This is a genomic window from Candidatus Berkiella aquae (assembly GCF_001431295.2).
GTDB lineage: Bacteria > Pseudomonadota > Gammaproteobacteria > Berkiellales > Berkiellaceae > Berkiella > Berkiella aquae.
Window position 1 is genome coordinate 2,346,248 of sequence record NZ_LKAJ02000001.1, and the last position, 19,939, is coordinate 2,366,186.

Consider the following 19,939-nt stretch of genomic DNA (forward strand, 5'->3'; position numbering starts at 1 on the left):
GTTATGCCCCAACACGCTCGAGTAAAATTGCCCCACCTTGCCCACCACCAATACATAAGCTTGCTAAAGCTCGCTTGGTTTTATGTGTATTCAACATATTCGCTGAATGTAGCACCAATCTTGCTCCGCTCGCACCGACAGGATGGCCTATCGCAATGGCTCCCCCTTCTGGATTGAGTTTTGCCATGTCAATCGCCCCCATTGCACCTGAAAGACCGAGCGATTCTTTACAATATTTTTCATCTTGCCATGCTCTTTGGCAACCGATTACTTGGGCTGCAAAAGCTTCATTAATTTCCATATGATCAATGTCATTTAATCCCAAACCATTTCTTTGCAATATCGGTGTCATTGCATGAATTGGCCCAAGCCCCATAATGGTGGGATCAAGTCCTGCAAATTGGGTATCAACGATTTTTGCTAATACTGGCAAGTGATAACGATTAACGGCCTCTTCGCTTGCTAATATCACGAATGCAGCACCATCTGATATCTGCGAACTATTACCTGCGGTAATACTGCCATATTTATCAAACACTGATTTCAGCTTGGCTAATCTTTCAATGGTAGAATCCGTGCGAACCCCATCATCTTGCTCATATACAGTGCCATCCGTTGCATAAAGTGCCGAGATTTCTCCCAATAATCCTTCGGCTTGCGCAGCGATTGCTCGCTTGTGGCTTGTCATCGCATATTCATCCATTTGCGTTCTTGTGATGTCAAATAGATAAGCGACCTCTTCTGCGGTTTGTCCCATATTCATGTTAACAACGGGATCGGTTAAGCCCTTGAGCAAAGCAATCACAGGCACTAAATTTTGTGGGCGAAATTTTAAAAAACTTTGCAACTTCTGCCCTACGCTTTTGGCTTTACTTAAATGAGCAAGCCACAATACCATCGATTTATTATATAAAAGCGGGGCACGACTCATGGCTTCTGCACCCCCAGCTAATACCAATTGCGATCTGCCTAAAGCGATGCTTTTAATAGCGCTATCAATCGATTGCAATCCAGAAGCGCAATTACGTTGAACCGTAAAGGCACTCATTTTTTTCCCGCAACCGCTACGCAGGGCAATAATCCGAGCAATATTGGCTTCTTCTTCACTAGGGCCTGCACAGCCAACGATGACTTCATCAAAGGCATCGGGAGCAAAAGACTGCCTAGCTAATAGTGTCTTTGCTGCGCTCACCCCTAAATCAGCAGCTGAGAACGGGCCTGGCACGCCTTTCATTTTTAGAAATGGCGTGCGTGTACCGTCAACAACATAGACTACTTTTTCGTGATTTGTATTTTGTCTGTTTTGCATTGTGTTTGTGTCCCTAACGGATAATCTGGCGCAAAGTCATCGACAGCAATGACTCTTTTACGAAGCGTTTCAAATTCAAGCAAATTCTGGTTTTCTTCTTGGCTAATGATGTTCAGCTCTAATGCTTTTTGGCATTTTTCTTCAAAAGATAAGCGTTTAGCAATTTCTTTGCGTTTAACTGCGTGATTGATTTTGTCCATCGCAGGTTTATTGCTGATGTAACGCATAAAACCTATTTCGATCATACCGGTAGGATCTTTATCATGCTTGCCCACATAACAAGTATGAGTTAACTTTTGACGAATTTCGGTTGGCTCTAACATCATTTTCGCTATCTTGGAACCTAGTTTATCGCTTGGCAAAGAAAAGGCTCTTCCCCATGGGAAAACAATGAGTTTCAAAGCTTTGCCAATCATGGGATAAGAGAAGTTATCAAAGAAGCCATAAAATGCTTCTTGTATTTTGTAGCAGCACAACTGTAATGACCATTTAGCCACTAACCAATCTTCTGCAGAGCGGCCTTCATCGTAATAATATTTTATAACAGCGGAAGCCATTTGCAGGTTACTTAAAATATCTCCCAAACGAGCGGATAATTTTTCTTTTCGCTTAAGATCGCCTCCCAAAGTAAACATCGCAACATCGGAAGTGATGGCAAGACCAGCAGACAGCCAACTCAGCTTTTTCTCAAAATATTTACATTCTGGCGCAAGCTTTGTACGGTGAAACATTCCGCGTGTTAAAGAAAGCCATAAGCTTCTCGCAAAGTTGGAAGCAATATACCCTGCATGCTTAAGGCAGATCTCATCAAAACGTGCGGTAGCACCTTGAGGATCACTGTTATAAGACATCGCTATTTTCATTTCTTCATAGACATAAGGATGGCAACGAATAGCCCCTTGTCCAAAGATCATCAAACTGCGAGTTAAAATGTTAGCACCTTCTACCGTAATGCTAACCGGCATAGATTGATATCCTCTACCTAAGTAGTTATGCGGCCCCAACATGATACCGCGCCCACCATGAATATCCATCGCATCATTAATGACGATTCGTGACATTTCTGTCATATGATATTTAGCCATCGCAGTTGCAACCGCTGCTCGGATATTTTGTTTGATAGGAATAAGGGTAAAGAGTCGTGTCGATTCCAAGAGATAGGTTAATCCTGCAATCCGAGCTAATGATTCTTCAACACCTTCAAAATGGCCAATGGCAACATTGAATTGTTGGCGAATCGCCGCATAAGCGCCGGTCATGCGATAAGCAAAAGCACCCGTTGCGGTACTTAGTGCAGGCAAAGAAATACCACGTCCTGCAGATAAGCACTCCATCAACATGCGCCACCCTTTGCCGGCCATGCTAGCACCGCCAATGATCCAATCGATAGGGATAAAAACATTTTTTCCACGAATCGGGCCATTCATGAATGCCATATTTAATGGAAAATGTCGATTTCCAATCTGAATACCGGGATGATTCGTTGGCATTAAACAAACGGTAATCCCTAAATCCGTTTTTTCTCCCAGTAAACCTTCTGGATCATAAAGCTTGAATGCTAATCCCATAACCGTCGCAACCGGGGCCAAGGTGATATAGCGTTTATCAAAGGTTAAGGAAATACCCAATACTTCCTTACCTTCATGTATGCCTTTACACACAATGCCATTATCCGGTATAGCCCCCGCATCGGAGCCTGCCTCAGGGCCTGTTAAAGCAAAGCAAGGAATATCTTGCCCAGTTGCCAAACGGGGTAAGTAATAATTTTTTTGTTCTTCTGTACCGTAGTGCAACAATAATTCTGCTGGCCCGAGTGAATTGGGTACCATTGTCGTCACCGCAGCACTAATGCTTCGGGTACCAATTTTCATAATCACAGCGGAATGAGCTTGCGGTGAAAACTCTAAACCACCATATTGTTTGGGGATAATCATGCCAAAGAATTTTTCTTGGCGCAGATATTCCCATGCTTCATCAGGTAAATCACTATATTTATGAACAATCTTCCAATCATTTAACATGCCACAGAATGTTTCAACTTGATTATCAAGAAAGGCTTGTTCTTCTGCAGAAAGGGTGGGTTTTGGCATTGAAATCAATTGCTGCCAATCAGGACGGCCTTGGAAAAGTTCCTTCTCCCACCAAACATCACCAGCTTCAATGGCTTCTTTTTCTGTATCACTCATGCCAGGTAATACTTGGCGAAACCAGCTAAACAGCTTGTCGGTCAAGTAGGTACGACGCAACTGGGTAAAATTCAGTGGGATAGCCACTATTAATAGTAATGGCCACAAAATAAGTGCTGACCAGCCAATCGCTCCAATAAGTTGGAGTAACAATAAGGAACCAGCAAACAGAGACGTCCATGCCCAGATGGGTAGTCGATAATAAGCGGCCCCCCATACTAGTCCAACAATCACTACCAGTAGGGACCATCCACCCATTATTCTCACTCCCTTTTTTATTATGTCCCCTAAAATATTAATGTTAGAAGGACAACACAATTGATTCAATCGATTGAATTGTAATGCAAAGCTAAACTACTGCGCCAATAGAATTCTTGTCAACCCGTCTTTCTTCGCGGCTCAATTTTAACAGATTGATTATAAAGTAAATTTAAATTTGAAGGCATTACACATTTTGTTATTAGTATTACTTTTTAGCTATAACAATGATATGTTAATAAAAAAGGAGGTCATCATGCGTCACCATGAGCATCCTGACGTTGGCACCTGGTATAAAGATCAAGAAGCGAATCATTTATTTGAAGTCGTCGCTTCAGATGATAGAGATCAGTACGTTGAGATACAATATTTTGCGGGTGAAATTGAAGAGGTTGATCTCGAGACTTGGTATGAACTGGATTTAAAAAGAGTTCCTGCTCCGGAAGATTGGTCCGGCCCTTATGAAGTGTCGCGTGAAGACCTTGGATATTCCGATGATACAATGCATCCAGAAGATTGGTCAGGCCCTTTAACAGAAATAGAACCCTCCGAAATGTAAATTCCTTTCTTGCATTGCAGTAAACTTTGCGTAAATCTCGAACACAAATTAATATTAAATGTACGAAAGAAATATCCATTGTACTAAAAATTCGTTATATTCTTTAGTACAATTAGTCATGAGCGAAGTTGGCGAACTCTAGAATCGGAACTATACTGGTTCTGTACCTTTGAACAGGAAGCAAAGCTATGCCTACAAGTTCCTCCGCACAAACACTGACCCTTACGCGCCGCCAGTCAGAAGTACTACAAGTCATACGCAATCACATTGAGAAAACTGGTGCTCCTCCTACCCGTGCTGAAATTGCGAAAACATTAGGTTTTCGTTCAGTCAATGCGGCAGAAGATCACTTGAAAGCGTTAGCTCGAAAAGGTGCAATTGTATTAGCCCCTGGTACCTCTCGCGGTATTCAATTAGCCAAAGAACATGGTATAGGATTACCTATCATTAAAAGCCCAGGCGCAGATTCCTTGGTTTTTTCTGAGAAAAATTTTGACGGCAGAATGCGCATTCAAAATGAATTTTTTAGTCCGAAGCCAGATTATTTATTACAAATCCAAGGCCTAAGTTTAACTGGCGCTGGAATTAAAGATGGTGATTTATTGGCAATTCACTGCTGCGATCATGCTGAGAATGGTAAAATCATCATTGCTAGAGTCAATAATAAAGTCGTCATTCGACGTTACTTCCGTCATGGTGACCAAATCGAATTAAAAGCTGAAAATCCTGATTATGCTCCAATCTATCTCAATGCCAATATGCAACCTTTGGTCATTGAAGGCGTTGGCGTTGGTGTCATCAGAACAAGCAGCTTATAAAAAAATATGAGAAACCGCATTCGCAAGTTTGCCCTCCTCTGGAGGGCGAATTTTTTTGCATTCCAGCAATTTTTATTTAATCCCTGCTCATTAGCCCCATAGGGGCGCAGGATAATAGCCTCCGGCTTCGCAAAGCGCGTGAAATTGGTGAGCATTTGCTCAACAATTGCAACGTGGGGGTAAGGAAAATGGGAAGAAAATTGACTCGAATCAGTTTGAATGCAGGCAAGGCGGCAAGTGAGCGAAGCCCAGGAGTGCACACTTGTGCATGACTGAGATGAGTAAGCAGCCAACACAGCTTGCGTTCAAAATGGAAAGAATCTAGGCGACGGTTAAGTGTTGACTAAGAATAGCGTGAATAAGGGCATTATAAGTTTCAAATGCTTTTTCTTTTAATTCCCAATTTTCGATGGTTTGCTTTTTATTGTAGTTATCTGCCGCTTTAGCGTAATCACGATATAGCTTTAGCTGTATATAATTATCGTGCGCATCCGCTTGGATCTTATCTTTAAGCACCATCTACTCCTATTCGAGATTAGCATTGCATTACACCCTTAGCATCATAATGAAATACGTCTTTATCGTAAAGCCTATTTATCCAAATGCGCACAAAGACCCCCTCCAAAGGCTTACAAGCAGGCAATAAAAATAGTTCAAGTTGAAATACAAGTTAGATAAATAATATAATGTTATATAGGACCATTAGAAAATGGGAATTTTATGGTGACATCGAGTGAAGATACACTGACTCGATTAAAAGTAATTGAGAGTCATTTATCGCTCATTAAAAAGCAATTAAATCCTGCTGATCCTGCCATTCCCTTATTAAAAAGTGCTATCGATGCCCTTCAGACTTCTAGTGAAAAAGTCCCACTGCCTTTAGAACATGTATTAGATTATCTCAATAAAATAATCGATCTTACCAAGGATCAAACCTCTAAAGACATTTTGTCCCAAATAAAACAAGAATGTGTTCAATTACTCATCGAACTGTTTGTTAAAAATCAGCAGCAAATTGATTCACTCACCGGCGGCACAAACAAACTCCACGAACAATATCGTTCTGATTTTCTGCAAAGCAAAAATCTACTCGCTGAAAACTTTCATCAACGCCAAGAATCAACCGCCAAACCATCAGGCTTGCTCGATAATGTCTTACAATTTCTGGATTTTAGAGGGCCGCTCAAAAGAGCTGAATTTTTAAATGCATTACATGCACAAACCATTAAATACTACAGGCAGACTCAAGTTGCTGAAACTTCTTTTAAAAGTGCACATCTTTCTGAATTAATGCAATTAGAAATTTTACAACGCTTGATTCACCGTACCTTAATAAATGAGCCGACTTTCGATGTTGGAATGTTGCCCCCAACTTCTCGTTCATACCAATTCTTTATGAAAGAACTTGTCAGTCGTTATAATGGTATTGTGATAGGCAATTTATCCATTGGTAAAAATAGCTATGAAGCTTCACGTGAATGGTTAGCACATATTAACCAATCCATGAAACAGCCTTTACAGACCTATCAATTTATCAATGAAATGGATAAATATACGGCACATGAACAACATCGATTTGAAACGTATCAAGTCCCAGTCAATTCAATGCAATCTCAACAAGATAAGCATGCAGCGCCAGAAGCTTATAAGCAACTCAAAACGTATGATCAAACGTTTATTAATGATTTATTAAAATTGCTTGATAAATCTTACCCATCATCGGCCATTATGCAATTTTCTGATAATAAGGGAAATGCACATTCAGTCGCGATTGCCAAAGATGAACGCGGCATATGGCTACATGATGCTAATCGATATTGTATTTATTTTCCAAATAAAGAATTAGGCTCTGATGAAGCAACTCAACATTTTTCAGCCTTCTTTAATGATTACCATCAACGAAATTTTCGTCATTTAACGAAAGTCGGTTTAGTTCATTTCCCAGAGCAAAAACCCACTTATGAAAAAGGCATACAAGCTCAAAAGCAAGCCGTTACGCGTGAACAACCTTTACTTTTAGGTCCCGGACCTTTGCATCAAAAAACAGCACTGCGGGAAGCTCAAGAAATGCATCAACCCCAACCTCCCAAACCAACTAGTCGAGGTCCTAAATCTGGCCTTTAAATCCAATGGCTAAAAATTGAGAAAGCATTTGATGACCATGTTCGGTTAAAACCGATTCAGGATGAAACTGCACACCAAAAACGGGATATTCTCGATGCTCTATCGCCATAATTTCATTTTCTTTCGTTCGCGCAGAAATCTTTAAGCAGGAAGGCAACGAATCATTTTCCACAATGAGTGAATGATAGCGAGCAACCTTGAACGGATTGGGAAGCTTTTGAAATAATCCTTGGCCATCATGAAATATCTGGGAAGATTTGCCATGTTTAGGCGTCGTTGCTCTAACGACTTTACCACCGCAAGCTTGACCAATGGCTTGATGCCCCAAACAGACACCTAGTATTGGGAATTTATCTAAAAAAGCACTCACTAAGGCAAGTGAGATCCCAGCTTCATTGGGAGAACAAGGGCCGGGTGATAGTATGATATGACTAGGAGATAGCGCAGCAATTTCATCTAGCGTGATCTCATCATTTCGCACAACTTGATATTCATAACCTAGCTCAGCCACATAACGAGCTAAATTAAAAACAAACGAATCATAGTTATCGATCAGCAAAATCATATTTAATGTTAGTTTTTTTACTTAAAAACATTTGCCTATGCTAACAAAAAGTAATCAAAAATACTACTTTGCTCTAGTGAAACTACGCTTAAATTATGATAAATCTCATTATGTCCTTCATGACATTAACAGACGGTACACAATCCAAACTATGCATAGTCATTATTTTAAAAATATACTCTTCCTTCTGTGTTTAAGTTTATTCACCTTAACCTCTACTTATGCGCAAGATGATCTTGCCGCCGAGCGAAACCTATTTAGTCGGGCTGAGCATGCGCTAAAAAATCAAGATTTTAAAAACTATCAACGGTTAGCAGAAAAAATTCAAAACTACCCCCTCTATCCGTATCTTGTTTATGAAGAACTCAAAGGAAAAATCAAAAATACCAAACCTACATCACTAAAGCTCAGTGAGATTGACGATTTCAAATCCCGCTATCCAGACTTCCCTTTCCACAATGCCTTGCGGACACAATGGCTTGTACAAATGGCACAAAGTAAAAATTGGGCAGCCTATGCTAAAGGTTATCTTCCCAGTGATAATGCAGAGCTTGCTTGCCAATATTATTTTGCTGAATACCAACTAACTAAAAATGACAGTTACCTTGATAAGGCAAAACCATTGTGGTTAGTAGGATATTCACAACCTGCTGCGTGTGATGGATTATTTAATGCTTGGAAAAAAGCCGGTAAATTAACTTCAAGCATCGCATTTGAACGATACCATCTTGCACTAGAAGCCAAGAATTTTGATCTCGCCAAACATTTAATCAAACATCTCACTAAAGCTGAAGCGGAAACAGCCAACACTTGGCTAAAAATGGTTAAGACCCCAACGCTGATTACGCAAAAGACTTTTTTGGATAGCCTCAAGCCCATTCCAGCAAAGACTAAACAGGTGATGTTAGCCCAAACCTTGAAGTTATTAGCAAAAAGCAATGCTGAAAAAGCGATGAGTTGGTGGAATGCACATCACCATGATTATGCTTTCACTGAACAACAAGCAGCACAAATTAAAAGGGATATCGGCATTTATCTCTCACATCAAAAAAGCCCTTATGCGCTGGATTGGTTAACTGAACTACCTGAGGCAGAACATGATAAAGTATCGCAAGAATGGCGGGTACGAAATGCATTAGCAAATCATGACTGGTCTTGTGCATTGAAATGGATCGACAAACTGAGCTCAGAACAACAAGCTGATGTCAGTTGGCAATATTGGCGAGCAAGAGCACTGGATGGCTTGAATGAACACCAACAAGCTCAAGCTATCTATAAAACCATTGCCACCACTCGAAACTATTATGGCTTTCTTGCAAGTCTTTACCTTAAACAACCCCTCTCTTTGCAACATCAAACGCCACAAATACCTCCACAAGTTGCCGAACAGGTGCAACAATATCCGGGTATTGTGCGTTTCAAAGAGTTAATGCTCCTCGGTAAAATCTCACCTGCTCGTATCGAGTGGTTTGCGGCTGTGGATAAAATGAATGAACAAGAAAAAATCGCTGCAGCTAAGTTTGCCCAGGGGCAAGAATTATATGACATCGCTATTTTTACTATGGCTAAATGTGAATTTCGCGATGACGTCCCATTGCGTTTTCCTTTAGCGCATCAACAAGACATTGTCAGCAATGCCAATCAACATAACCTCGATCCAGCATGGGTTTTTGCTATTGCTCGTCAAGAAAGTGCTTTTTTTACAGATGCTATCTCTCCAGCAGGAGCACGGGGTTTGATGCAATTACTACCATCCACCGCTAAAATCATGGCAAAACAGTATGATGTGAAATTTGATTGTGACACCCTCCTTCACACCCCCTTTGTTAATGTAAAACTGGGAACGGTGTATCTGAAAAATTTAAAACATCGAATGTATGACAACATTATTCTTGCAACCGCTTCTTATAATGCAGGCCCTGGCAGCATTACGCGGTGGTTACCCACGCAAAAACCAGAAGAAGCCGATATTTGGATTGAAACTATCCCCTACAAAGAAACTCGAGAATATGTAAAAAATGTGTTAGCGTTTACCAGTATTTATAGACAACAGCTAGGACATCCAGCAGGGCTTGGCATGATGATGAAACCCATTCCTGCCAAAGAGTCTGTGAAGAATAGCTAGCTTTCATCTATAGTCAAAGCAAGAAGACTCTTGTTTGTGTGCTGAAAAAATGAACACTATTTACCAAGCACCCGTTGATTCATTTACGGGCTTTAATATGAATTATCCTCACGTGATGAAGTCATATGCCTTTACTTTTAAAACCATCGAAGAAGCCTATCGATTAGCCCATACCATCGCAGAAATTTGTAATTTTAATGAGAAAAAAATTGAGTTGGGTCTCAATGAGGTTTTTTTTAATGCCATTGAACATGGCAATCTTAATATTAGCAACAAAGAAAAAACAGAACTTAGAGTTCAAAATCATTGGCAAGAAGAAATTCAGAAAAGATTAAATGAACCAGAACATCGTTTAAAATATGTTGATGTGCAAGTCGATATTACGCCCGATCTGATTTGCATTAAGGTGACCGATCAAGGCAACGGCTTTGATTGGAAAGCATTAGAAGAAAATGCGCTTCCTTCGCCACTTGCCTATCATGGAAGAGGCTTACTGGTGGCCAAATCGATGTGTTTTGATAATCTAGAATTTTCGAAGAAAGGTAATCAGGTTTATTGTTGGATTTATAAGTAGTCGACAATGACTGATACTTTCATACTCACCCCTTGCATTTAGGAGAGGTGAGTATGAGAGGGTAAAAGTTAAGGACGTGCTGTTGTTTTCGTATTCTTGGGAAATAAATGTTGATTATATTGACTAAATCGTGGTTCTTTTATTAATTTTGCAAAAATCTCATCAAAGTGTTGCATCGGAATAGAAATATCTTCCTGCGTGGGGCAAGATTGCATAATATATCCCCCTCGTTTGATGCGATTATCAATTTTAACAAGATCAATTGAATCTGTACCATAAACCCTTATTATTTTATATTTATCGTTAGAAGTATCTTGAGCTGGCAATTTATTAATGCCATGCATCATACCCGCTGCAAAGGCAATAGGATGAGTATAGGTAGATAAGCGTCCATAACTTGTAAAATATCCTTTCCAATTTTTAGCTTGTTCACCGATATGAAAAGCGTGTTTTTCTGCAACATTACTAATAGATTTAAGTTTGCCATTTTTTTGATAATAGTATTGCGTACTATCAAGATAAATATTACGAATATGCGAAATAACGCCGGATATCATCCCTACCGTTAAAGTGTTTTTTAGCATTAAGCTAAATGCCAATGGCATTCCGATTGTTGCCATCACTGTCGCAGCAAAAACAAATAACCCTATCCCTGTCAAAATACCATTTCGCATTCTTAAGGATACCTGACGCTGTTTTTGTTCAGCTATTTCAGTAATGGGGGCAAGCTGATTGCGTTGAGATGCCGATACTAATTTATCAGCTACCGTCAGTTTGGTGATACCTAATTGTTGAGGCAAAATTTCTACTAAACATTTGCCCATATATGGTGGAATTTTCTTATCCTCGGTCTCAATGGACACTTCGAGTTCTGATGAAAAATGAATTTTTTTCTCATTTTGTGAAGCAAATGCCCCATTGAGTTTTTCCTTTAAATCCTTCTCATTTTTATAAATAAAAATCGAAATCGAACGCTCATATAACCCTTCTGGGATTAATGTAGGTGAAATGAAGCGGCTAATACCTAATAAAAAAGAGGTTGGAGATTTTGTATAAATGGTCAGGGTATGAGACATTGTTCGAACTACCTAACTTGCAAAAATGAACTAAAATTCTATTAAAAGTAGGTAGTTCTTGTAAAGTAAGTAATTACTTACTTTACTGTCCAGGTTTTACCAGAATGTAATAAATCTTCTAGCGACGGTTTACCTTGTTTGGCAGCACTTGAATCCAATTGTGCTTTCATTTCTTCTTCGTAGATAGGTCGTTCAACTTTTCTAAAAATACCAATTGGCACTGGAAACTCAGGATAGGATAGTGAATTAAGTTTAATCGCCATTGATAAATCATTTTCAACTTGATGGACGTAAAGCTGCGATTTATCTTCAGGGGATTGTAAAGGCGTGACAACAAAATCGTTGCCATTATAAATAAGCCCTTTATCTTCCGCTTGGCCAAAAACTAAGGGTTGATTCGGGCGTAAGCTAATCGTTCGCTCTGCGCGAAATCCACGGTCACTAATATGGGCAAACGCGCCATCATTAAACACATTACAGTTTTGATAAATTTCAACAAAAGATGTACCACGATGAGCTGCGGCTTCTTTTAAAACCCATTGTAATCCTATCGCATCAACATCAATGGCTCTGGCAACAAAACTACAGCCTGCGGCTAAAGCCAGTTGTACCGGATTAAACGGTTCGTCAATTGTCCCTTGGGGTGATGTTTTGGTCTTTTTACCTTTTTCCGAGGTAGGCGAATATTGCCCTTTGGTTAAACCATAGATCTGATTGTTAAAAAGTAAAATCGTGACATCCAGATTACGACGCATAATATGCATTAAATGGTTGGCACCAATACTCAAGCCATCACCATCACCTGTCACAATCCAAACCGATAATTCAGGTCTCGCAATTTTAAGACCAGTTGCGATAGTAGGTGCACGACCATGAATCGTATGAAAACCATAGGTATTCAAGTAATAAGGAAAACGGCTAGAACAACCAATACCCGAAATAAAAACGGTATTCTCACGCGCAATGCCTAATTCTGGCAATATTTTCTGCACCGAAGCTAAAATTGCATAGTCGCCACAACCAGGACACCATCGTACTTCCTGATCGCTAACAAAATCTTCTCTTTTCAAAGGTAGTACTTTGTTTTCTTGTAACGACATTTAATTTTTCTCCAAATAAGGCAGTACCTTTTCTGTCAATTCTTGCACACCAAAAGGTTTGCCTTGAACCTTGTTAATGCCTTTAGCATCCACCAGGTATCGTGCTCGAATTAACTGGCAAAGTTGACCTTTATTGAGCTCAACAACCAGGATTGTTTTGAACTGCTGTAAAAGCGAACCTAATTCATTCTGGAAAGGATTCAAATAACGCAAATGAGCAAAACTGATGGCATGCCCTTGGGTTTGTAATGATTCAACCACGGTACGTACAGCACCATAAGTGCTACCCCAACTGAGGATTAATACTTCACCTTGCTTGGGTCCCATCAATTCTAATAGCGGTAAATCTTGCGCAATACCTTGCACTTTCGCTGCTCGTATATCGACCATGCGTTGATGATTATCACCATCATAACTGATATTACCACTGCCATTTTCTTTCTCTAACCCACCAATTCGGTGTTCAAGACCTTTGGTTCCTGGAATAGCCCAGGGACGCGCTAATGTGTTTGGATCGCGCGCATAAGGCATGAAATTGTCGGTTGGTTGACAATAATGAGGTTTTAAATCCGGTAGCGTTTTAACATCAGGAATTTGCCAAGGTTCAGCACCATTGGCTAAAAATGCATCGCTTAACACAATTACGGGCGTCATATAACGCAGGGCTATGCGAAATGCCTCGAGCATTATATGAAAACAATCACCGGGTGTTGCGGGCGCTAAAATAGGAACCGGACATTCCCCATGGCGACCATACATTGCTGCCAACAAATCGGATTGCTCTACTTTCGTTGGCATGCCGGTTGATGGCCCTGCGCGCTGAACATCAACAACAACCAGCGGTAGCTCTGTCATGACTGCCAAGCCTAGTGCTTCGCTTTTTAAATCCATACCAGGACCACTGGTGGTGGTTAAGGTCAATTCCCCACCAAAGGCTGCACCAATCGCAGCACCTATCGCTGCAATTTCATCTTCGGCTTGGAAAGTTTTGACCCCAAAATGGGCATGTTTTGCTAGAAAATGTAAAATATCGGATGCGGGAGTAATGGGATAACCACACACTAACAACGATTGATTGGCTTTAGTGGCTGCCGCAACGCATCCCCAAGCTAATGCTTGGTTGCCCGTGATTTGTCGATAAATACCCGGTGCCTGTTTGGCGGCCTTAACAGAAAAATGCTCTGCAAATAATTCCGTGGTAATCGCAAAATGATAACCTGCGCGCAATGCTTCGATATTGGCTTCGATGACATCGGTTTTATCTTTAAAACGTTCTTTGATCCAATCTTTGGTATCTTCAAGCTCGCGATGGTATAGCCAAAAGACCACGCCTAAGGCAAACATATTTTTACATTTTCGCGCGGCTGCACGAGATAACGGGCTTTTTTCTAAAGCCGTTAATGTGAGTGTCGTCATGGGTAAACGCACAACACGAAATGCGGATAAAGTGCCATCTAATGAATTATCATCAATTTGTGCTTTCTTTAAGTCTTTGCTCGTAAACTTATCTTCATCCAAGATAAGAATACCGCCCTTTTTTAAATTCTTAAGAGATACTTTCAAGGCGGCTGGGTTCATTGCAACCAAGACATCATATTGATCCCCAGGAGTATGAATAGGGTGTTCTGAGAAACTTAATTGAAATCCTGAAACCCCTGGCAACGTACCCGCAGGTGCACGGATTTCTGCTGGAAAATCAGGGAAGGTGCGTACATCATTACCAAAAGTCGCACAAGCCTCTGTAAATTGCATTCCCGCCACTTGCATCCCATCGCCCGAATCTCCCGCAAAATGGATAACCACCTTTTCAAGCGGAATTCGTTTAACCGTTAATGGGATCGTGGTTGTGAATGTTTTCATATCTGTCATGCTAAATGCCTAAGTTATAAGCCATTACGCCGAAATTAAGAGCCCGATCACTACACCTAAAGGCGGTGGATTTGCATAAATGGGCTTGTCCGCCGAAGCTTTATGCATATGCGGGCTTGCCACTTGCCACTCCGAAGCTTTATGCGTAGGCGGGAAGTATAACACTGACTTAGAAGTATTCGTATGCCATTCGTACCGATTGCATATTCATTTTTCATCGTCTGCGTTACACTATATTATTGCATATCAACCTATTATGTTATTTGTTTAACTTAAATTCTGGGAGCAAAGCATGCGCAGGGTTATTTTTAATCAAAAAGGTGGTGTGGGCAAATCAACGATTACCTGCAATCTCGCCGCCATTAGCGCAGCAAAAGGATTTCGTACTTTAGTAGTCGATTTGGATCCTCAATCTAATTCAACGCAGTATCTGTTGGGGAGTAAATCTCCGAACTTTGTACCCACTGTGGCAGATTATTTTAATCAAGTGCTGCAGTTCCGCTTCAGTGCAAGCCATGCAAACCAATACGTGCATGCCACCACCTTTAAAAATCTTTATATTTTGCCCGCAGCACCTAAATTAGAACTACTACTGAATCGATTAGAGAATCGCCAAAAATTATACAAGCTTCGAAGCTTATTCGATAAGCTTGAGGGATTCGACAATATTTTTATCGATACCCCACCTGCAATGAATTATTTTACCCAATCGGCATTGATTGCTTCGGATACCTGCCTTATTCCCTTTGACTGCGATTTATTTTCCCGTAATGCAATTTATCACCTATTTCGCGGTGTAACGCAAATTCGTGAAAAATATAATCGAAATCTGCGCGTTGAAGGGGTTATTGTCAATCAATTCCAAGCAGGCGCTGCGCTTCCTAAAAAATTGGTTGATGAATTATCGAATGAAGGATTGCCCATCATTTCGACCTTTTTATCGTCATCCATTAAAATTAAAGAATCGCATGATGTTGCCTTACCGATGATTCATTTCGCCAAAGATCATAAAGTCACCCAAGAATTTTTGCGTATTTTCCAAAGCTTGCAAACCAATGAAATTACGCATCCTGATGCTTTTCAAACAGTGAATGTTGAAAAATTAACGGAAGAAATTGGGGCTTAGTGCCCCCCCGCCCTTTTAAGCGCCTTGAATTAAGTATTTTTCTTATTATCTCATCTTCAAAACTCAGATAATATGTTGCCCCAACAATACGTTTGAATCAAAACAGCTTGGGAGTAACGATGATTTCTGGTATAGCAACAAAAAAAAATACGCGAGCATTTTATAAAATATTTGGCACTACCCAGCACGACATCATATCCTCACAAGAAGAAATAGAATTAATCCATTTAATTAATGAAGGGATCAATCCTTTTGCTCAAAATCTAGCAGGCCAAACCCCATTACATCTAGCAACGATAAAATCTCATTCTATGGTAATAATTCAGTTATTATTAAACCAAGGGGCGGATATTAACGCCCAAAATAATCACGGGCAGACGCCATTAAATCAGATGGCACCCCAGCTTCAGAGCATTGATAGTTACACCTATAAAATAATAGAACTTTTATTAAACAATAATGCCAAAATTGGTGTGCCTGATAAGAATGGTAATACGCTGCTAATGAATATATTTAAAGCCAATGCCACTCAAGCTCGATTGCCTTTTTTTTTCAAAATCCTCAATGAAATAAAAAGACTTGATAATCGCAAGGAATATTTGAGTGAACATTTTCAAATTGCTTTCAAAGAAAATTTAGATCATTTAATTGATAATCAGCTAGAGATGCTCAAAGTCATAAAATCTGAGGGTAATAAGAAACTATTCCACATCATTGAGCTGATTGAAACACAATATGATAATGCGATTGCTTTCAGACGCTTATCTTGCGCACCTTTATTACTTGGGCAATTACTCGCTAGTGTCAGTTATACCCAAAATAACGTTGACATTATTAGTGAAAATCTAATTGCCGTTAATTTAGAGGAAACATCAAACCATGCGGCATGCTCAAGCGATGATGATGATACATGGCTTTCATTTTCACCGACTAAGCGTGATGTCAGTAATGACGAACCAGTGACCGAGCACAGAAAAAAGAAGTCATGCTGCCTATGCTAATTTTAGATCCAGGAAGGCTTAAAAATTGACAGATAAGATTGAGATTTAGAACCCCTTTCTACCACCATTTAACACGAAAATCACTGATTACACCATTGAGTTGATGAAGCGTGGAAGTTTTTGGACCAGCCCAAGTTTTTGCTTTAGCAAAAATAAAAGAACAACATTTAAGATTTTTCTGAAATCGGTTAGGATGAACTTCAAAAAATTCCAAATTTTTCTTTAAAGCAATAAGTGAAGGAGTGTTGCGTATATGTGTCATCACACTCGGATAACGTGAAAAAACTTCAAACAAATAATCTGATTGCTTGGGTAGTTTCTCCAATAGCTTCTGGGTTGATACTATATGCATAGCTACTTTAGATGAGCACTTAGCAAGCATTAATATTTGAGTGCCAGTCAATTGTTCACATAAGAGAGGATTATTTAGAATAAACACAGCAAATTCTGAATGCATGCCACCAAGATATTGGATGCTTCCCAAACTCAATTTATTCATTAGTTCTTTAGTCTGTAAAATATGCAGTGCAGCTTTTTGGGTATGAGCAAGCTTTACTAAAGATGCCTCCGAAAGATCTCTTGTGTTTAAAACACGTATCGCAATTTCAGGCAAAAATTGACCTAATGTTGCTAAATTTTCTTCTGTCAGTTTGTTAGATAATGCTTCTGTGTTTAAAATATGATTCGCAACATCCAAGCATTTTTGTCCCAATATGGCTAATTCGTTGCCTGATAATTTTTCCGTTGAGATGAGAATACTCATCGCAATATCAGAAAAATTCTGTACTAATTCTGCCAGGCAAGATAAATTTTTACGAGTTAACCTATCGTAAAATTCTTTAGTATCTAAAATAGTTCTTACTACCTCGCGATGCTCTTTACCAATTTGGCATAAATGTTCAGCAGCAAAGTTTCGAACGTAGTTACTATTGAGTATCATCATGGCGACTTCAGGTAATTTTTTGCCCATGCTCACTAGCATTGTTTGGCTAAGCAGGTCCATACCTAAAAGATCTTGTGCAACCTCTACATTATTTTGCCCCAATAGATCCACATTTTCCATAAGACAACCATATTTTTTATTCTTGGATAATAAATGTTTAGCAAATTCTGAACAACATCCCGCAAGTGCAATCGTTTTTTCTAGATCTAAATAAGGATGTAACGTCTCATCTGTCAAAATAGCTATTGCTCTTTGTGGGTCTTTCCTGCATTCATCGAGTATTCTTTCAAATTTGACAGGCGCAAAATGAGATACATTTAATGTTTTCTGCCAGCTTTTAGAAACTGATGACAATTTGTTCGCTCCTACTAATTGATAGCAAGGAACATATTGCAATGTATAAGCCAACACATCTGGTAACATCAAAGAACCAAGGGAATATTCCGTTAGCATGTTATTACTGTTTTGAACAACTGTTTTCTTTCGAGAATGATTGGTAACACCACTTTTCATTTTTACTACCTAAATTTTTATCGCACTTTGCGAGATAGATCCTCAACGCCTTCAAACTTTAGCACTTGGTTTTTCAGCATTGATTTGCATACTGGCAAGCAATGCTTACTCTACAACCAAACGACTGATTCTTTAAATTTTTTGACTTCAAAATATGCATCGCAACTTTAGGGCCACTACTACTAATGCGTAGCAAATCCAATTCAGATAATTTTTTTGCTTATATTTTAATTTTAAAGAATAGCCATAGCAATTTCAGGCAATTTTTCGTACCACCTCTTGCTTATTTATAACGGTGGGCTTATAGACTTACCCATCTTATCAAAATAAAGCTTCGCTTGAGCTGAAACAAACTGGGCTTGTTCTGCTTTTTGTTCCATCATGTTTCTTGCAGTTTCTAAATACTTTCTTTCGTATTCATCTAATTGAATTGATTTTTCATTCAGTAAATATTCTCCAATTTCAGGCAAGTAATCTAAACATGAAGACATCGCAAGACATGATAATTTACCAATCATTTTATTACGCAGCGTTTCGGTCTTGAGGATATGCATGGCCACTTCGGGGGAGCATTTACCAAGGTTTTCTAAATCATAGGGAGACAATCGATTGCATATCTTCTCATTAGTTAGAATGGCCATTGCTATTTCAGGCCGTTTTTGACCAAGTATCGCTAAGTCTTTACCACTAAGTTTATTGCAAAGGTTTTCTGTATTCAAAATAGTCATCGCAAGTTTAAAATGATTTTGATAAAGCTTCAAAAACTCATTAGGATTCACTCGCTTGCGAAGTTCTTCTGTCATTATAATCTTCATTGCATTATCATAATTTTGGCCAAGTCTTACCAAATCTTCACCCGTTAATTGTTTGCAAAGCGCTTCTCTATCTAAAATAGTCATTGCAACTTTAGGAAGCTTCTCTCCAAGCGTTGCTAAACAATAACCATTAAGCTCATTACAAAGCTCTTCTTTATCTAAAATAGCCATCGCAACATCATGATTATTATGACCAAGCTTTGCCAAATCTTCACCCTTTAATTGTTTGCAAAGCGCTTCTCTCTTTAGAATATTCATCGCAACTTTAGGAAGCTTCTCACCAAGCGTTGCTAAAGCATAGCCATCAAGCTTATTACAAAATTCTTCTGTATCCAGAATAGTCATCGCAACATCATGATGATTTTGCCCAAGCTTTGCCATATCATTTGCGGATAGTTGCTTTAAGCATACTTCTGTCTGAAGTATATACATTGCAATTTCAGGACATTTTTGACCTAGCACTATAAAACTATGATTTTCAAAACGCTTAAAAAATTCGTTTGAATTCAACACATACATTGCAACGTCAAGATTATTTTGCGCAAACGCCGCTATGGCTATAGAATTAGCCATGAATTCACAAAATCGTGTGTTGCTCAGCAAATCAATAGCAAATTCTGGGTGACACCCTGCAAGTTCCATCTTCTTTTCTAAATCTAAATGGGCAAGCAATGTCTCATCAGTTAAAATAGATAATGCACCTTCTGGCGAACGTCGACAGTCAGCTAATATTTTTTCAAAATTAAAGCGAGAATAAAAATCTTTAGCTTTTAAGGTTTCATACCATCGCTCACAAACAGTCGATAATTTATTTTGACCAAATAATTGATAGCCAGGCACAAATTGTAATGTATACGCGATGAGTTCAGGTATCAGCAATGGATCCGATGGGATCTCACCATTAATCTTTGGGCGATTTAGTTTTCTCTGAACTTTTAATTTTTTTTGGGGACCGCGTTTCATTGATTAACTCCTACA

The 19,939-nt window shown here is 39.3% G+C and carries 16 protein-coding genes; 7 read left to right on the forward strand and 9 right to left on the reverse strand.

The genetic code is table 11. The annotated features are described in order from the left end of the window. Window position 1: 1 nt before the first annotated feature. Together HT99x_RS10350 and HT99x_RS10355 are read right to left on the reverse strand one after the other, a co-directional pair. The gene (locus HT99x_RS10350) at window positions 2-1,309 is read right to left on the reverse strand and encodes an acetyl-CoA C-acetyltransferase (RefSeq protein ID WP_075064989.1); all 1,308 of its coding nucleotides are present in this window, start codon (window positions 1,307-1,309) and stop codon (window positions 2-4) included. Further along, the gene (locus HT99x_RS10355) at window positions 1,273-3,753 is read right to left on the reverse strand and encodes an acyl-CoA dehydrogenase (protein ID WP_075064988.1); all 2,481 of its coding nucleotides are present in this window, start codon (window positions 3,751-3,753) and stop codon (window positions 1,273-1,275) included. Before HT99x_RS10355 ends, HT99x_RS10350 begins: the two co-directional genes overlap by 37 nt. Before the next feature lie 256 nt (window positions 3,754-4,009). Between HT99x_RS10355 and HT99x_RS10360 the strand changes: the two genes are divergently transcribed. Both HT99x_RS10360 and lexA read left to right on the forward strand, forming a co-directional pair. Beyond that, window positions 4,010-4,312: a DUF6763 family protein gene (locus HT99x_RS10360; protein ID WP_075064987.1), complete on the forward strand. Its 303-nt coding sequence runs from the start codon at window positions 4,010-4,012 to the stop codon at window positions 4,310-4,312. Window positions 4,313-4,500: 188 nt separating this feature from the next. After that, the gene (lexA, locus tag HT99x_RS10365) at window positions 4,501-5,130 is read left to right on the forward strand and encodes a transcriptional repressor LexA (protein ID WP_200957079.1); all 630 of its coding nucleotides are present in this window, start codon (window positions 4,501-4,503) and stop codon (window positions 5,128-5,130) included. Between the two features lie 321 nt (window positions 5,131-5,451). Here lexA and HT99x_RS10370 read toward each other — a convergent pair whose 3' ends face one another. After that, entirely contained in the window at window positions 5,452-5,649 is a 198-nt protein-coding gene (locus HT99x_RS10370; RefSeq protein WP_075064986.1) for a hypothetical protein, read from the reverse strand. Window positions 5,650-5,850: 201 nt separating this feature from the next. On the opposite strand from HT99x_RS10370, the gene HT99x_RS10375 reads away from it, so the two are divergent. Beyond that, on the forward strand, window positions 5,851-7,254 hold the full coding sequence (locus tag HT99x_RS10375) for a hypothetical protein (protein ID WP_075064985.1): 1,404 nt from the start codon (window positions 5,851-5,853) through the stop codon (window positions 7,252-7,254). On the opposite strand, the gene HT99x_RS10380 is transcribed toward HT99x_RS10375, so the two are convergent. Further along, a complete protein-coding gene (locus HT99x_RS10380; RefSeq protein WP_075064984.1) occupies window positions 7,238-7,819 on the reverse strand; it encodes a glutamine amidotransferase-related protein in 582 nt (193 codons plus the stop codon). The two genes, HT99x_RS10375 and HT99x_RS10380, sit on opposite strands and share 17 nt — an antisense overlap. Before the next feature lie 151 nt (window positions 7,820-7,970). Between HT99x_RS10380 and HT99x_RS10385 the strand changes: the two genes are divergently transcribed. Together HT99x_RS10385 and HT99x_RS10390 are read left to right on the forward strand one after the other, a co-directional pair. Beyond that, on the forward strand, window positions 7,971-9,944 hold the full coding sequence (locus HT99x_RS10385) for a transglycosylase SLT domain-containing protein (RefSeq protein WP_075064983.1): 1,974 nt from the start codon (window positions 7,971-7,973) through the stop codon (window positions 9,942-9,944). Window positions 9,945-9,993: 49 nt separating this feature from the next. Continuing rightward, complete coding sequence (locus HT99x_RS10390) at window positions 9,994-10,518, forward strand: ATP-binding protein (RefSeq protein WP_075064982.1); 525 nt, start codon at window positions 9,994-9,996, stop codon at window positions 10,516-10,518. Between the two features lie 68 nt (window positions 10,519-10,586). Here the strand turns inward: HT99x_RS10390 and HT99x_RS10395 are convergent, their stop codons facing one another. The 3 genes from HT99x_RS10395 to HT99x_RS10405 all read right to left on the reverse strand — a co-directional run bounded on the left by HT99x_RS10395 (window position 10,587) and on the right by HT99x_RS10405 (window position 14,563). Continuing rightward, window positions 10,587-11,594, reverse strand: a complete 1,008-nt coding sequence (locus HT99x_RS10395; RefSeq protein ID WP_075064981.1) for a hypothetical protein — start codon at window positions 11,592-11,594, stop codon at window positions 10,587-10,589. Window positions 11,595-11,671: 77 nt separating this feature from the next. Further along, on the reverse strand, window positions 11,672-12,694 hold the full coding sequence (locus tag HT99x_RS10400; RefSeq protein WP_075064980.1) for a thiamine pyrophosphate-dependent enzyme: 1,023 nt from the start codon (window positions 12,692-12,694) through the stop codon (window positions 11,672-11,674). Then, entirely contained in the window at window positions 12,695-14,563 is a 1,869-nt protein-coding gene (locus tag HT99x_RS10405) for a 2-oxoacid:acceptor oxidoreductase subunit alpha (protein ID WP_075064979.1), read from the reverse strand. Window positions 14,564-14,855: 292 nt separating this feature from the next. Here HT99x_RS10405 and HT99x_RS10410 point away from each other — a divergent pair, with 292 nt between their 5' ends. Together HT99x_RS10410 and HT99x_RS10415 are read left to right on the forward strand one after the other, a co-directional pair. Next, entirely contained in the window at window positions 14,856-15,689 is an 834-nt protein-coding gene (locus HT99x_RS10410) for an AAA family ATPase (protein ID WP_075064978.1), read from the forward strand. A gap of 119 nt (window positions 15,690-15,808) precedes the next feature. Next, entirely contained in the window at window positions 15,809-16,690 is an 882-nt protein-coding gene (locus HT99x_RS10415; protein ID WP_075064977.1) for an ankyrin repeat domain-containing protein, read from the forward strand. Window positions 16,691-16,748: 58 nt separating this feature from the next. Here the strand turns inward: HT99x_RS10415 and HT99x_RS10420 are convergent, their stop codons facing one another. Next, entirely contained in the window at window positions 16,749-18,146 is a 1,398-nt protein-coding gene (locus HT99x_RS10420) for a hypothetical protein (protein WP_075064976.1), read from the reverse strand. Window positions 18,147-18,433: 287 nt separating this feature from the next. Then, window positions 18,434-19,924, reverse strand: coding sequence for a hypothetical protein (locus HT99x_RS10425; protein WP_075064975.1), 1,491 nt, complete (start codon window positions 19,922-19,924; stop codon window positions 18,434-18,436). Window positions 19,925-19,939: the final 15 nt, after the last annotated feature.